General features: G+C 67.3%; 11 protein-coding genes. 5 read left to right on the top strand and 6 right to left on the bottom strand.

What is annotated here, in order from left to right; genetic code table 11:
- Positions 1 to 59 precede the first annotated feature (59 nt).
- The 6 genes from AC4EEO_RS06150 to mtrA all read right to left on the bottom strand — a co-directional run bounded on the left by AC4EEO_RS06150 (position 60) and on the right by mtrA (position 7,537).
- Positions 60 to 1,301: a winged helix-turn-helix domain-containing protein gene (locus AC4EEO_RS06150; RefSeq protein ID WP_285319972.1), complete on the bottom strand. Its 1,242-nt coding sequence runs from the start codon at positions 1,299 to 1,301 to the stop codon at positions 60 to 62.
- A 31-nt stretch (positions 1,302 to 1,332) separates the two neighbouring features.
- Positions 1,333 to 2,058, bottom strand: coding sequence for a ribosome hibernation-promoting factor, HPF/YfiA family (hpf, locus tag AC4EEO_RS06145; RefSeq protein WP_026264258.1), 726 nt, complete (start codon positions 2,056 to 2,058; stop codon positions 1,333 to 1,335).
- Positions 2,059 to 2,236: 178 nt separating this feature from the next.
- Positions 2,237 to 3,028 (bottom strand): ComF family protein, encoded by a 792-nt coding sequence (locus tag AC4EEO_RS06140; RefSeq protein WP_133830975.1) that lies wholly within the window; start codon positions 3,026 to 3,028, stop codon positions 2,237 to 2,239.
- A 210-nt stretch (positions 3,029 to 3,238) separates the two neighbouring features.
- On the bottom strand, positions 3,239 to 4,954 hold the full coding sequence (locus AC4EEO_RS06135; RefSeq protein WP_491340105.1) for an LpqB family beta-propeller domain-containing protein: 1,716 nt from the start codon (positions 4,952 to 4,954) through the stop codon (positions 3,239 to 3,241).
- A complete protein-coding gene (mtrB, locus tag AC4EEO_RS06130; RefSeq protein ID WP_196803307.1) occupies positions 4,951 to 6,723 on the bottom strand; it encodes an MtrAB system histidine kinase MtrB in 1,773 nt (590 codons plus the stop codon). The genes AC4EEO_RS06135 and mtrB overlap by 4 nt, the downstream gene beginning before the upstream one ends.
- Before the next feature lie 139 nt (positions 6,724 to 6,862).
- Positions 6,863 to 7,537, bottom strand: coding sequence for an MtrAB system response regulator MtrA (gene mtrA, locus AC4EEO_RS06125; RefSeq protein ID WP_018760230.1), 675 nt, complete (start codon positions 7,535 to 7,537; stop codon positions 6,863 to 6,865).
- 527 nt (positions 7,538 to 8,064) lie between these two features.
- Between mtrA and AC4EEO_RS06120 the strand changes: the two genes are divergently transcribed.
- The 5 genes from AC4EEO_RS06120 to AC4EEO_RS06100 are packed head-to-tail and all read left to right on the top strand — an operon-like array spanning position 8,065 to position 13,300.
- A complete protein-coding gene (locus AC4EEO_RS06120; RefSeq protein ID WP_491330193.1) occupies positions 8,065 to 9,156 on the top strand; it encodes a DUF7847 domain-containing protein in 1,092 nt (363 codons plus the stop codon).
- Complete coding sequence (locus AC4EEO_RS06115) at positions 9,146 to 9,790, top strand: DUF4129 domain-containing protein (protein WP_491340104.1); 645 nt, start codon at positions 9,146 to 9,148, stop codon at positions 9,788 to 9,790. The genes AC4EEO_RS06120 and AC4EEO_RS06115 overlap by 11 nt, the downstream gene beginning before the upstream one ends.
- Positions 9,787 to 10,998, top strand: coding sequence for a DUF4350 domain-containing protein (locus tag AC4EEO_RS06110; RefSeq protein WP_491340103.1), 1,212 nt, complete (start codon positions 9,787 to 9,789; stop codon positions 10,996 to 10,998). Before AC4EEO_RS06115 ends, AC4EEO_RS06110 begins: the two co-directional genes overlap by 4 nt.
- Positions 10,995 to 12,008 carry an AAA family ATPase gene (locus AC4EEO_RS06105; RefSeq protein WP_285319977.1) on the top strand — a complete coding sequence of 338 codons (1,014 nt, stop codon included), beginning with the start codon at positions 10,995 to 10,997 and terminating at the stop codon, positions 12,006 to 12,008. The genes AC4EEO_RS06110 and AC4EEO_RS06105 overlap by 4 nt, the downstream gene beginning before the upstream one ends.
- A complete protein-coding gene (locus AC4EEO_RS06100) occupies positions 12,008 to 13,300 on the top strand; it encodes a DUF58 domain-containing protein (protein ID WP_018760235.1) in 1,293 nt (430 codons plus the stop codon). The genes AC4EEO_RS06105 and AC4EEO_RS06100 overlap by 1 nt, the downstream gene beginning before the upstream one ends.
- The last annotated feature ends 2 nt before the right edge of the window (positions 13,301 to 13,302 follow it).

Raw genomic sequence — 13,302 nt, 5'->3', positions numbered from 1 at the left:
TCCCAGTCTCATGCCGCCGAATTCTGGCGTGTTCAGTCTACGGGAGAGACACCCGGCCGTTACTCCCTTTTCCCTGAGAGCGGATAGTCCTGCAGCCGCCCAAGCTCCTGTGTCAGGCATGCGGCGAGATCTCCCGCCGGGCCGGCTTCCACGTCGGGCAGGCCAAGCCATTGGCCCATGAGCTTCAGCTCTGCAGCCAGTTCGGCGGCGGTGTCCCCGGGGGCGTCCGGCTCGGCAAAAGCGGACCTCACCAGCAGCCTGCCCCCGGCGCGGTCCGCTTTCACGTCCACCCGGGCCACAATTCTGTCCCGCAGCAGAAAAGGCAGCACGTAGTACCCGAAACGCCGTTTGGGCTCCGGGGTGTAGATCTCAATCCGGTAGTGGAAGCCGAACAGTTCCAACAGGCGCCGCCGCTCGAAGACCAGGGAGTCGAACGGGCTCAGCAGGGCCCGGCCGTTGGCGCGCCTTGGCATGGCGGCTTCCACGTGCCGGAAGACTTCGCGGTTCCAGCCGTTCACGTTGACGCGTTCCAGTCTGCCTTCCGACACCAGGTTCTCGACGGCCAGCGCGGTCGCCTTCACAGGTGTCCGGAAGTAGTCGGCGAAGCAACGGACGCTTCCGATCCCGTGCGCCATGGCCGCCGCCTCTGTCAGCCGCTGGAGCGCGGCGGCCGGATCGGACGCCGTGGCTTCGTTCGAAGAAAATGGCAGGACCTTGGCCGTCAGGGTGTACTTGCGCTCGAACTGCCCGGTCCTGGCGGCAGCTGACACTGCCCCTTCTTCGAAAAGGTGTTCCAGGACCCGTTTCACAGCGTTCCAGTTCCACCCCCAGTTCTCGGTCTGCCGTTCCTCGACGTGGCCGATCCTGGCTGTAAGTTCCGAGGCCGTCATGGGCCGGGACGTGGCGAGGACGGAAAGGATCCTGCCGGCCAGGTCGCTGCGGAGCTCCGGGTCCATGCGTGAGGCACCCACCCATGACCGCTTCTGCCATTGCAGGAGGTCACCGTAGTGCTCGGGCCGGATATAACTGGCCTCGTGCGCCCAGTACTCCACCATGCGGCGTGGCCGCTGCGCGGACATGCGGTGCAGGATTTCGCGGTCGTAATTGCCAAGGCGCGAAAAGAAGGGCAAGTAGTGACTGCGGACCAAGACGTTGACGGAATCGATTTGGACGAGCTGGAGACGGGCAAAGGTACGGCCCACCGCCCGTGCTGTCACGGGGCCGGCGGGCCGTCCTTTGTGGAGTCCCTGTGCTGCCAATGCGATGCGCCGTGCCTGGTCAAGGCTCAGCGATGCTGACATTCAGTCCTCTCACGTGGTGGTGTATTCCACCTTACGCGTTGGCGGGTGCGTCGTCGGAGCGGTACGCGAGGATCTTTTCCTCCACGACGGTGTCGCCGGGCTCGCACTCGTGGTCCAGGGTGATGACCCCGTAGGTCCAGCCACGACGGCGGTACACGACGGAGGGCGTGTTGGTGGCTTTGTCCACGAAGAGGTAGAAGTCGTGTCCCACCAGTTCCATGTTGTCCACGGCGTCATCGAGGGAGAGCGACGCCGCGGGGAAGACCTTGCGCCGGATCAGCACCGGTGAGCTTCCCGCCGGGATGTCGTTGTCAACATCATAGGGAGACTTGTTGTCGGCGGCCTGTACGGTTTCATCCCGGTGGTTTGCCTCAAGGTACAGCGGCTCGTGCGCGCTGGCGGGTTCAAGCGATGCGGTGGCCTCGCGAACGGCCTTGGGGGTGTGGCGCCCGTGGTGGACCTTCTTGCGGTCCTTGGCCCGGCGGAGCCGCTCAAGAAGTTTGTTGTAGGCGAGGTCAAAGGCAGCAAATTTGTCTGCGGCGCTCGCTTCGGCACGGATCACGGGTCCGCGGCCCAGCACTGTCACCTCTACGGTCAGCTGGTCGCCGGTTTGCCGGGCATTGGTCTCCTTGGAGACTTTCGCGTCGACACGCTGGACCTTGTCACCCAGCGATTCGATTTTTGCGATCTTTTCCCCGGCATATTCGCGGAACCGGTCTGAAACGGTCAGATTTCGTCCGCTGATCATAAACTCCATGGTGCCCTCCAAATGACTTCGGTGACACGACGGCGGCACTTCCCTGGGCCCAGCTGTCTGACAGTCGAGCCCCTCTCCGAGCCGCCATCGAAAGGTACATTCTGTTCTTGGTACCCACCTTCGACGTTAGTTCATAGCCACCTGTTATTCATCCTTTCCCGGTTTATTTTTTTCTAAGTCATGGTCGCTTCGGCGGTTCCATGCGGGCGCCGGGCGCGGGGTCCGCAGCATCCGGCGGGCGTGTCGCGGCAAGCACGACGGCGCCCCTCACCTTGGCCCCTGCCTGGTGCAAGGCACGGGCTGCTTCCCCGATCGTGGCACCCGTCGTCAGGACGTCGTCGACGATGATGCACGGCCTCCCCGCAACCGCTGGACGGGACCGGACGCCGACCCGCATGGACCCCCTGACCCGCTGGGAGCGGGCGCCCCTGCCCAGCCCCTTCTGGCCGCCGGACAGTCCTGTCCACCTGAGCGCTTGGGCCCCCGACGGCCGGACCTTTCGCAGGGCATCGACGACGGCAACGCCCGGCAGGTGCCCGGCCGCCTTCTTGAGGAGCAGGTGGACCGGGCTGAAGCCCCGGTTGACGTAGGCCGCCGTGCTGGTGGGGACGGGCACCAGCACGAACCCGTCAGCGTCCGCTGTTGCCGCCCGGACGGCCCCGGCCAAAGCCCGGGCCAGGCTTGCACCAAGCTGGTGCTGGCCGTGCCGTTTGAACGAGAGCAGGCCCTGCGCCACCTCGTCCCGGTAAACAGCGGCCGCCACGACGGGGAGCAGGATGGTCCCGGATACATCCATCAGCGCGGGGGCGCCGCCCTCAGCCCGGAACGGCTCCCTGGCCAGGTGCCGGATACGGCTGGTGCAGGCTGGGCAGAGGGCACTGTCCTCCGCACCGCAGCACACACAGTCCACCGGGACGGCCAAGGCCAGGAGTTCACCTCCGGCCCCCGCCACCCAGTCGACAAGCCGCAAAAGGGCACTCGCTTGATTCGCGCGGTGCTTTGCAGCCCACCGCGGCGGCGGATGAAGGTCCGGGTCACGCGCAGGTTCCCTGTCAGGGGACCTCGATGTTCCGGCGGGTCGTCTGGTGCCGTTCACCTTTCCACCATCACCGGTCGGTTCCGCATGGGGAAGGACCGGGCCCACCTATGTGGATACCAGGTGGGCCAGGTCCGCCCGCCCTCAGCCGGGGAACGAGGGATCCACCGGGCCCTTGATTTGCGGTGACCAGCCATTGCCCAGGCGCTGGAAAATCCCTTCGCCGGACTGCACGTAAATGTCATCGGCACCGTTGCCTGCGCTGATGGACACCACCCCTGGCCAGGGGGCAAGCTGCTGCGGCTGGCCCGAGGTCAGGGACAGCAGCTCCGGCGTAACGTTGGAGCCAGCTGCCGCTTTCATCACGGCGACCGAGGTGCTGTTGACCCAGACCCCCTGGTCGGGATCGGTGGCGGCGACCAGCGTGATGGGCGCCGTCAGTTCGCGCGGGGTGCCGTCGCCGCCGCGGATCACGCCCGTCACCTGCACTTTGGATTTTCCGTTCTGTTCGGAGATCACCAGGGCACGGACACCGTCACGCGAGATCCGGAATTCCTTCACCGTACGGCCGGCAAGCCACGACGGCGCCAACGTCACGGAGGGGACGGGTGCACCTTCAGCCACTCCACCGGGACGGAACGCCACCACTTCGGTTGCCCCGGTGGCGCCGGGGCCCGCCGTCCACACCCAGTCATTGAGGCTGAAGGACGGACGGCTGAGGGTGCTCCGTGTGGTCAGGGCGCGGGCGGGCTGGCCCGGGCTGATGCTGTACAGCGTGGTGCGTCCTTCGTTCAGGAACGCGGCAGCCTGGGACACGGGTGATTCCGCGGGGAACCGCGGGTTGAGGGCCGAGACGGACTGCATGTCGGGCAACGGGGAAACCCGGTTGTTTTCGTACCGCACCAGTTCGCCGCCGCTGATGGCAATCTGGCGGGACGGCACCGTCTTATCCAGCACCGGGGGAAGAACCGAACCGTTGTCCTCCACGCGCACCAGGTCCTGGTTGGCACGAAGCTCCACGTTGACCACATCAGGCTGGGTCCGGAACGTCAACGTCAACTGCATTTGCATGCGGAGCCGGTCTTCGGCTGATGTTTCCGTGAGCTCTTTTGCCGTCAAATCAACCTGGGCTGCTCCAGACACCACCGGCACCGATTCACGGGCCAGTTTGATCCCGGAAGGAAAGGCACTGACGACGGCGCCGCGAAGGTAGGGAGCGGGCCCGGCCAGCAGGGCACTGGTCATGGCTTTGACCGTCTTGTTCTTCAGGAACCACCGCACGTCCGGTACGGCATAGGTGAACGTCGGGTCGTAGAAGTAGATCGGGTAGGCGCCGTAGATCACCTTGAAGGTTTCCTCGGCGATGGCGGTCCCATCCGGTATCGCGGAAATCCGCCACTCGCTGTCAACCTGTGTCACGGTGACGGGAATCCGTTCCACCGTTCCCGGCGGTGACTGGGTGGCAATACCGTCGGCGTCCACGGTGTAGGCGACATCGAGCTCATAGTTGTAGACGTTTTCCGTGCCGGTCGGTACCACCCGCGCTTCCCGGTAAACCAGCGCCCGCTTGTCGGGTTTCCAGGACACCGCCGATGCCTGGGTGAGGTACTGCCGGGCCACTGCGTAGTCGTCCTCGTAGCCGCTGCCCGCCCGGTAGAAGTAGTCGATGATCGTCTCCGGTGTGGCGCCCGGTTGCGGCGCTGCAGGAAGGAACACCGGGGCACTGACATTTCCGGCGCTGCTTTCGCTGCTTTTTCCCACCGGCCCGGACGTCGGGATCCGGGCACACCCGGACAGGAGGACGATCAGCAGAACCAGGAAAGCCGCAGCGTACTGTGCGTGCCGTCCGTGCCGGGTCATGGTGTCTCCTCGGGGCCCCGGGACGGAGCGGGCTTGGCGGCATCTGTCTGCAGCACCAGCATGTTCTTGTTGTCCTGTTCTGCGGGGATGTTCCCTGGCGCGCCCGGGATGGTGACGTCCCTGGGTTCGAGCTGCACGGGTGACTCGGTGATCGCGCCATCCTGGCGCAACGGCAGGGTCAGGCGGAAGTTCGCCCCGCTGCCTTTCCGGCCCCAGGCCTGCAGCCAGCCGTGGTGCAGCTTGGTGTCCTCCATGGCGATGGACAGGCCCAGTCCGCTGCCTCCCGTCGTCCGGGCGCGGGCGGGGTCCGCCCGCCAGAACCTGTCGAAGACGCGGGCAGCTTCAGCCGGGTCCATCCCGATACCGTGGTCCCGCACGGAAACGCCAACAGCCGTCTCGTTGGCCGCGACCGTCACCGTCACCGGTTTTCCTTCGCCATGCTCCACGGCGTTCAGGATCAGGTTCCGCAGGATCCTGTCGATCCGGCGGGCATCCATTTCCACCACCATCGAGCCTTCCGGGGCCGCGAAGACGATGTCCGAGCCGTACTCGGCAGCCACGGGGGCCGCACCTTCGATGACGTGCGAAATCACATGGAGCAGGTCCTCGGGTTCAGCGTCCAGCACCGCGACGCCTGCATCGAAGCGGCTGATCTCAAGCAGGTCCGAGAGAAGGGACTGGAAACGCTCCACCTGGTTGTAGAGCAGCTCGGCCGAGCGCTTGTTGATGGGGTCGAAGTCGTCGCGCGCGTCGTACAGGACTTCGGCCGCCATGCGCACGGTGGTCAGGGGTGTCCGCAGTTCGTGCGAGACGTCCGAAACAAAGCGCTGCTGCATCTGTGAAAGGGTGGCTAGCTGGGTGATTTGTTCCTGCAGGCTGGCGGCCATGTGGTTGAAGGAGGCGCCCAGGCGGGCCACCTCGTCCTCGCCCCGGACCACCATGCGTTCCTGCAGTTGCCCGGCGGCCAGCTTTTCCGACACCATCGCGGCGTGGCTGACCGGGCTGACCACATTGCGGGTGACGTACCAGGCGACCGCGCCGATCAGGAGCACCAGGACGGCGCCGCCTGCCCAAAGGACGCTTTGGATCTCATTGAGCGTCTGCTGTGCCGTGTTCAGGTCGTAAATAAGGTAGAGCTCATAGACGGTGCCGTTAAAGGTCACTTTGTTTCCGACGGCGATTCCCGGCCGGTCTTCGGTGCCCACCGGAATAACGGTGGACGCCCAGAACTGTTCCTTGCCCGATTCCTGTACAGCCTTGCGCAGGTCCGGCGGGATGACGCTGACAGTGAGCTGGTCAGAGGCGCGGGACTCCACCCAGCGGTTGCGGGGTTTGGTCTGGTTGGGCATCGCTTCAAAAACGTAGCGCCGCTGGATGACCGATCCCCTGCCCTCGACCGCGCTGAGCGTGTCCGAAACCAAGGTGATGACGCTGGACTGGTCGGTGACCTGGGCGCCGTCGAACGTGTCCTGAACCTGCTTGACGTTGTAGCGGGTCTCCGACTCCGCCTGGGTCAACCGCTCCTGGAAGAGGTTGTTGGCAATCTGGTTGGACAGGTAGGCGCCAACCACCGCAAAGGAGGTCATGGCCAGCATCAGTGTGGTCAGGACCGTCCGGAACTGCAAGGAGCGGCGCCAACGTTTTTGCAGGGCCCTGCCGAGGTAACGCAGGCCGGGCAGGAACCGCACCACACCCGTCCGCACCAACCGGACGACGCGCAAGGCGACGATAAGGGCGCGCCGCTGCCAGATCCTTGCGCGGAACACCATGCGCGGCATGCCCGGGGGTGTGGACTCGGCAAGCCCCGGCCCGCGCTCTTCGTCGCTGCCGTTCAGCGGGGCGCCGGCTTCCGGCGCCTCCCCGGAAGCCGCAAGGCTCCGATCAGGTCCCCCGTCCTGCGCGGCGGGGTCAGACCCCTGCTTTGTAGCCGACACCACGCACCGTCAATACAACTTCCGGGGCTTCCGGGTCCTGCTCGATCTTGGACCGCAGCCGCTGGACATGGACGTTGACCAGGCGGGTATCGGCGGCGTGCCGGTAGCCCCAAACCTGCTCCAGGAGGAGTTCCCGGGTGAAGACCTGCCACGGCTTGCGGGCCAGTGCCACGAGGAGGTCGAATTCCAGCGGCGTCAGGGAGATCCGGTCGCTGCCCCTGCTGACAGTGTGGCCCGCGACGTCGATGGTGATGTCCGCGATCCGGAGCGTCTCGGGCGCCTTTTGGTCTCCGGGGCGGAGCCGGGCGCGCACGCGTGCCACCAGTTCGGCCGGTTTGAAGGGTTTGGGCACATAGTCGTCAGCACCGGATTCGAGCCCTCGGACGACGTCGGAGGTATCAGACTTGGCGGTCAGCATGACGATGGGCACATCCGATTCGGCACGGACCTGGCGGCAGACTTCAATACCGTCCATGCCGGGAAGCATGAGGTCAAGCAGGACCAGATCCGGCCGCGAAGACCGGAAGACGTCCAGCGCCTGGGCGCCGTCGGCGCAAAAGACGGGTTCGAAGCCGTCATTACGGAGGACAATTCCAATCATCTCGGCCAGCGCTTCGTCATCATCTACAACCAGAATGCGTGCCTTCATAGTTATATATTCCCTTATCGGGATGGCTTTGTCCTGTTCAGCGCCTTCCGGCATGGCGGGACACTAGGCGGTCCGACGCCGGAACTATAGTCTTGGGGTCAAGCCCTGCGCTGCCGGCGGGCACCTTTGGAGAGGGCAGCGCGCGGTATCAGGCGCAGTGGTATTGGGGGAGGAAATCAGTGTCACCACAGGAGTCGGAACCCGGCGAGCCCCGGCAGGGGCGGCCGGGCAACGGAGCAGACGACGGCGGATCGGGCGCCGGGAGCGCCAGCGGCCCCGTACCGCCGGGTTGGCAGCAGCCGTGGGAATCACCTGCGGGCGCGCAACCGCCAGCAGGGCAACAGCCGCCCGGCTGGGAGCAAGAGCCGTCATGGCACCAGCCGCCCCAGTGGCAGCAACCCCAGTGGCAACAGCCGGGACCGCCGAACCCCAGCAGCCCTTACCCGGGCCAACCACCGTACGCCGGCCAACCGTATGGGCCCCCCGGATACGGCGGCCAGCCGAATAACGGGTCCCCCTACCCCGGCATGCCCTACGGCACCCCGCCCTACGGTCAGCCGCGCTACGTCGCGCCCCCCAAACCCGGCATCATTCCCTTGCGGCCGCTGATGTTCGGCGAGATCCTGGATGGTTCTTTCCAAGCGATGCGCCGCAACGCAAAGGCCATGGTGGGCGCGGGCCTGCTGACCCAGGCCCTGGCCGCCGTCATCACCGCGGTAGTCACGGCCGTGAGTGCATCCTCGGCTGTATCGCTCGAAGGGTGGGCGCGCACTGCCACCCGGGGCGATATGGCGTCCATGGCCATCGGACTGATGGCAGGCGCCGCCGCGGTGACTGTCCTGTCCGTGTTCCTCTCCGCCGTCCTCCAGGGCGCCATGGTGGTGCCCGTGGCCCGGTCGGTCCTCAACCGCCCCACCGGCTTCCGGCGGATGATGTCCCTGGCGCGGCCCCGGATCGGCGCCCTCGTCGGATTGGCTGCGCTGCTGGTCGCGGCGGGAATTGCGGCCATGGGGCTGCTCGCCGTCATCCTGGCGCTCTTCTTCACCAACGTCCGGGGCACCGCGTCCCTCTTCGCTTTCCCCCTGGTCCTGGGCGTCGTTGCCCTCTTCGCCTGGGTGGGCATCAAGCTCATGGTGGCGCCGGCCGCCGTCGTTATCGAAGAACTTGGGGCCTTCGCCGGGCTTCGGCGGTCGTGGGAGCTGACCCGGGCCAACTGGTGGCGGATCCTGGGCATCACGTTGGTGGTATCCATCCTGGTGGGCGTGATCAGCCAGGTGGTCCTGATCCCGGTGAGCTTCCTGCCCGTGGTCCTGGCCGGCGTCGTCTCGCCGCACGGCGGCAGCGGACAGGACGCCACCCTGGCAGTGGTCCTGGGCATCGTCACCGCCCTGGTCGGCGCCTTGGTCGGCGGGGTGGGGTTCGCCTTTCAGACCTCCGTCATGGCCCTGCTCTACATGGACTTGCGGATGCGCAAGGACGGCCTTGACATCACCTTGCTGCGCCAGGCGGAGACCGGGGCGGATCCGGACGGCATCCCGGGCCGGGGCCCCCGCCCGGGCACCAACACTCCGTACCCAGGGCAGGGTGCGGCGCCGGGAGCCTGGCCCTATGGCCGCTGAGCCTCCGGTGCTTCCGGGCGCCGAAGAGGCACGGCGCTGGGCGGCGGAGGAACTGGCCAAACCGGAGTACCGGGAGGCCGCCCCATCCTGGCTTGACACCCTGTGGCGGAACTTCCTGGATTGGCTGCAATCCCTGGACGGCTCCCGGGGGGATGCGCCATCGGTCCCCGGCGTTGCCATCGCCCTTGTCATTGCCGGGATCATCGCGGCCGCCGTCATCCTGGCGCGGCCCCGCCTCAATGCCCGAACCCGGCAGCCCAAGGACGTTTTTGAGCTCGGCAACTCCCTGGCGGCCGCGGACTACCGCGCCCGCGCGGAAGCCGCCGCCGCGGCAGAGAACTGGGGGGACGCCGTCGTCGACCGCTTCCGCGCCATGGTCCGCACCGCCGAACACCGGACGATACTGGACCCGCAGCCCGGCAGGACCGCAGACGAAGTGGCACAAGCGTTGTCCGTCCAGTTCGCTGCCGAAGCCGAGCCTTTGCGGTGGGCGGCGGAAACCTTTGATGGAATCCGCTACGGAAACAGGCCTGCGGGCAGCGGGCAATACCGTGAAATGGTGGGACTCGATACCAGGCTGGAGGCCATGAAGCCCGCATCCGCCGGCTCCGCAGGCACGGTGCCGGTGCCATGACCGGGCTTCCACCAGCGAACACCGGCTACAGCAACACACCAAGCTCCGGGGCGGCCGCCGGGCAGGCGCCGCGAGGCCGCGGGCCGATCGGGTGGATCCGCAACCACCGTGGCCTGGCGGCCTCGGTTGTGCTTGCCGGTGCGGCGCTGGCACTCGTCATCGGAACGCAATTGGCCCCCAAGGGCGACACCGTTCCCCTGTCCGTCCACAATGCCGGACCCAACGGCGCCAGGGCGCTTGCGCAGATCCTCGGCCGCCACGGCGTGGACGTCCACACCCCGAACCGCTTCGATGCAGCGCTGGCCGACCTCCGGTCCAGCTCCTCACCCACGCTGCTGCTCTACGACCGGAACGGCATCCTTGGCAAACCCCAGCTTGCGGCCCTGGCCGCGGCGGCGGACCGCGTGGTGGTCATCTCCCCCAGGCTGGACACCCTCACCGCCCTCGACGTCGGCATCCACCAGGCCGGCGTCGTGCCTGACACCGTCCCGGTCCTGGACCCGAGGTGCAGCCAGGCGGACGCCAACGCCGCAGGCCAGGTCACGGGCCAGGGAGGATTCGTGTACGACGGCGGCACCACCTGTTACCGGACGGCGGGAACCGCCGGGATGCTCGCCACCAGCGGCGACCGGCGCACGGCAGTGCTGGGAAGCACGGCCGTCCTGGGGAACGACAAGCTCGACGACCTGGGCAACGCAGCCCTGGCGGTCAGGCTGCTCGGAGCATCGCCTGACCTTGTCTGGTACCTGCCCTCGCTGGAAGACGTGACGGTGACCGGCCACGGGAAGACCCTCGATGACCTGGCACCGGGTTGGGCACGCTTCCTGGGGCCTTGGCTGCTCCTGGTGGCGGTGGCGGCAATCGTGTGGCGGGGCCGGCGGCACGGGCCCTTGGTCTTCGAGCCCCTGCCCGTGGTGGTCAAGGCGGTTGAAACCGCGGAAGGACGCGCCAGGCTGTACCAGGACTCACGTGCCCTGGACCAGGCCCGGGACAACCTGCGGGCCGGCATGCTGGCGCGCATTTCAGGGAAGGTCCGGCTTGGCCCCGGCGCGGGGGCCGAGGACATCATTGCCGCAGCGGCCCGGCTCCTGGGCAGGGATCCGGCTGCCGTGCGCGTGCTGGTGAATGAACGACCGGCAACCGAAGCCCGCCTGGTGGCCTGGTCACAGGCCATGGACAAACTCGAGAAAGAGGTCATGACCCAATGAGCGAACACAGCAGCGGCCCGCAGGTCCTTAATTCGGTGGGCGGCGGCAATACAGCAGACGACGACGCTGCGAGGCAGTCGCTCCTTGCCGTCCGCCGCGAAGTGGCAAAAGCGGTGGTGGGCCAGGACGCAACGGTTACGGGCCTCCTGATCGCCCTGCTTGCGCAGGGGCATGTGCTGCTGGAGGGCGTCCCGGGCGTGGCCAAGACCCTGCTGGTCAGGGCGCTGTCCTCGGCCTTGAGCCTGGACACCAAGCGGGTGCAGTTCACCCCGGACCTGATGCCGGGCGACGTCACCGGCTCGCTGGTCTACGACGCCCATACCTCCGAGTTCAGCTTCCGGGAGGGACCGGTGTTCACCAACCTCCTGCTCGCAGACGAGATCAACAGGACCCCGCCGAAGACGCAGGCCTCACTCCTGGAGGCAATGGAGGAGCGGCAGGTGTCCGTGGACGGCCGGGCCCGGAGGCTGCCTTCACCGTTCCTGGTGGCCGCCACGCAGAATCCGGTGGAGTACGAGGGGACCTACCCGCTTCCCGAGGCACAGCTGGACCGGTTCCTGCTCAAGCTCAGCATGCCGCTGCCGCAGCGCCAGGAGGAAATCGAGGTCATCCGGCGCCATGCCGCCGGGTTTGATCCCCGCGACCTTGCTGCCGCGGGAGTGCAGGCAGTAGCCGGTGCGGCGGATCTGGAACGGGCGCGTGAGGCAGTAACAAGGGTGGCTGTCGAACCGGAAATCATCGGCTACATCGTGGACCTGGTTAGGGCCACACGGAGCGCCCCCTCATTCCAGCTCGGGGTCTCCCCGCGCGGTGCCACCGCCCTCCTCAACACCTCACGGTCCTGGGCCTGGCTCTCCGGCCGCCCCTTCGTCACCCCTGACGACGTCAAGGCGCTGGCGCTGCCCTGCCTGCGCCACCGCGTGGCCCTGCAACCTGAGGCGCAGATGGACGGCGTACGGGTGGACGATGTCCTGGGCAGCATCCTGGCGTCCGTTCCCGTTCCCCGCTGATGGCCATCTCGGGTCGCTTCGTTGCACTGGTGCTGCTTGGCGTTGTCCCGGTACTGCTCCTCCCCGGCTGGCTGACCGTCCTGGCCACCGTGTCAGTGCTGACGGCCCTGGCGTGTGCCGAACTGGTGTTCGCCGGGTCGCTGCGGCAGATCAGCGTGGTGCGCCCGGCGCCGGAAAATGTGACGCTGAACGGCCAAACGGACGCGGTGTTCACGGTCCGCAACGACGGCAACCGGGCGCTGCGGGGCACGGCCAGGGACGGTTGGCAACCTTCGGCCGGCGCCCGGAACCCGGTGCAGGACATCGACGTGCCGGCGGGCGAAAGCCGCCGCTACACCGTACGGCTTCAACCGGTCCGGCGCGGGGACCTCACAACGCAGCATGTGACCATCCGTTCCTTCGGCCCGCTTCGCCTCGCCGCCCGCCAGCGCACCATCGGGTGCCCGGGCTCGGTGCGGGTCCTGCCGCCCTTCCATTCCCGGCGGCACTTGCCCTCAAAGTTGAGGAAGCTGCGCGAACTCGACGGCAAGGCTGCCGTGCAGATCCGTGGTGCCGGCACAGAATTCGACTCCCTGCGCGATTACGTCAGGGGCGATGACGTGCGCTCGATCGACTGGCGCGCCACCGCCCGCCGTTCCGCGGTGGTGGTCCGCACGTGGCGCCCGGAGCGGGACCGGCGCGTGGTGATGGTCCTTGATACTTCCCGGACCTCCGCCGCAAGGATCGGCGACGAAACCCGCCTGGACACCGGAATGGAGGCGGCGCTCCTGTTGGGCGTATTGGCGGAGCGCGGCGGCGACCGGGTGGACTTCGTTGCGTTTGACCGGCGGACCAGGGCCCGTGCCGCGTCCGCCGGGCAGGGAAACATCCTGGGGAGGCTGGTGCAGGCCATGGCCCCGCTGGAGGCGGAGCTGATCGAGATGGACTGGCCGGCGGTCCCGGCGCAGGTCAGGGCCCTCTCCGCGCATCGTTCCCTGGTGGTCCTGCTGACGTCGCTGGACGGTGGTGCACCGGAAGAAGGCCTGCTCCCGGCCGCCGAACGCTTGGCCAGCCAGCACGTCGTGGTGGTGGCCGCCGTCCGCGACCCGCAACTGGGCACGATGCTCCGCGATCGCAGCGATGCCACCGGAGTGTTCCGGGCGGCAGCCGCGGAACGCGCCCTTCTGCAGCGGGCAGCCCTGACCGCGGAGTTGCGGCGCTATGGTGTGGAAGTGGTGGACGCCGAACCCCATGAGTTGCCGCCCCGGCTCGCGGACATGTACATCCGGCTCAAGGCTGCCGGTAGATTGTAAAA

This window comes from Pseudarthrobacter sp. MOO13 (genome assembly GCF_058267655.1).
The sequence above is the reverse complement of the archived record's forward strand: the minus strand, read 5'-3'. Positions and strand labels throughout refer to the sequence as shown.

Coding starts and splice junctions, on each gene's coding strand:
- AC4EEO_RS06110 (WP_491340103.1), top strand. CDS start 9,787: ATGACCGGGCTTCCACCAGCGAACACCGGCTACAGCAACACACCAAGC.
- AC4EEO_RS06105 (WP_285319977.1), top strand. CDS start 10,995: ATGAGCGAACACAGCAGCGGCCCGCAGGTCCTTAATTCGGTGGGCGGC.
- AC4EEO_RS06100 (WP_018760235.1), top strand. CDS start 12,008: ATGGCCATCTCGGGTCGCTTCGTTGCACTGGTGCTGCTTGGCGTTGTC.
- AC4EEO_RS06115 (WP_491340104.1), top strand. CDS start 9,146: ATGGCCGCTGAGCCTCCGGTGCTTCCGGGCGCCGAAGAGGCACGGCGC.
- mtrA (WP_018760230.1), bottom strand. CDS start 7,537: ATGAAGGCACGCATTCTGGTTGTAGATGATGACGAAGCGCTGGCCGAG.
- hpf (WP_026264258.1), bottom strand. CDS start 2,058: ATGGAGTTTATGATCAGCGGACGAAATCTGACCGTTTCAGACCGGTTC.
- AC4EEO_RS06135 (WP_491340105.1), bottom strand. CDS start 4,954: ATGACCCGGCACGGACGGCACGCACAGTACGCTGCGGCTTTCCTGGTT.
- mtrB (WP_196803307.1), bottom strand. CDS start 6,723: ATGGTGTTCCGCGCAAGGATCTGGCAGCGGCGCGCCCTTATCGTCGCC.
- AC4EEO_RS06120 (WP_491330193.1), top strand. CDS start 8,065: ATGCCCTACGGCACCCCGCCCTACGGTCAGCCGCGCTACGTCGCGCCC.
- AC4EEO_RS06150 (WP_285319972.1), bottom strand. CDS start 1,301: ATGTCAGCATCGCTGAGCCTTGACCAGGCACGGCGCATCGCATTGGCA.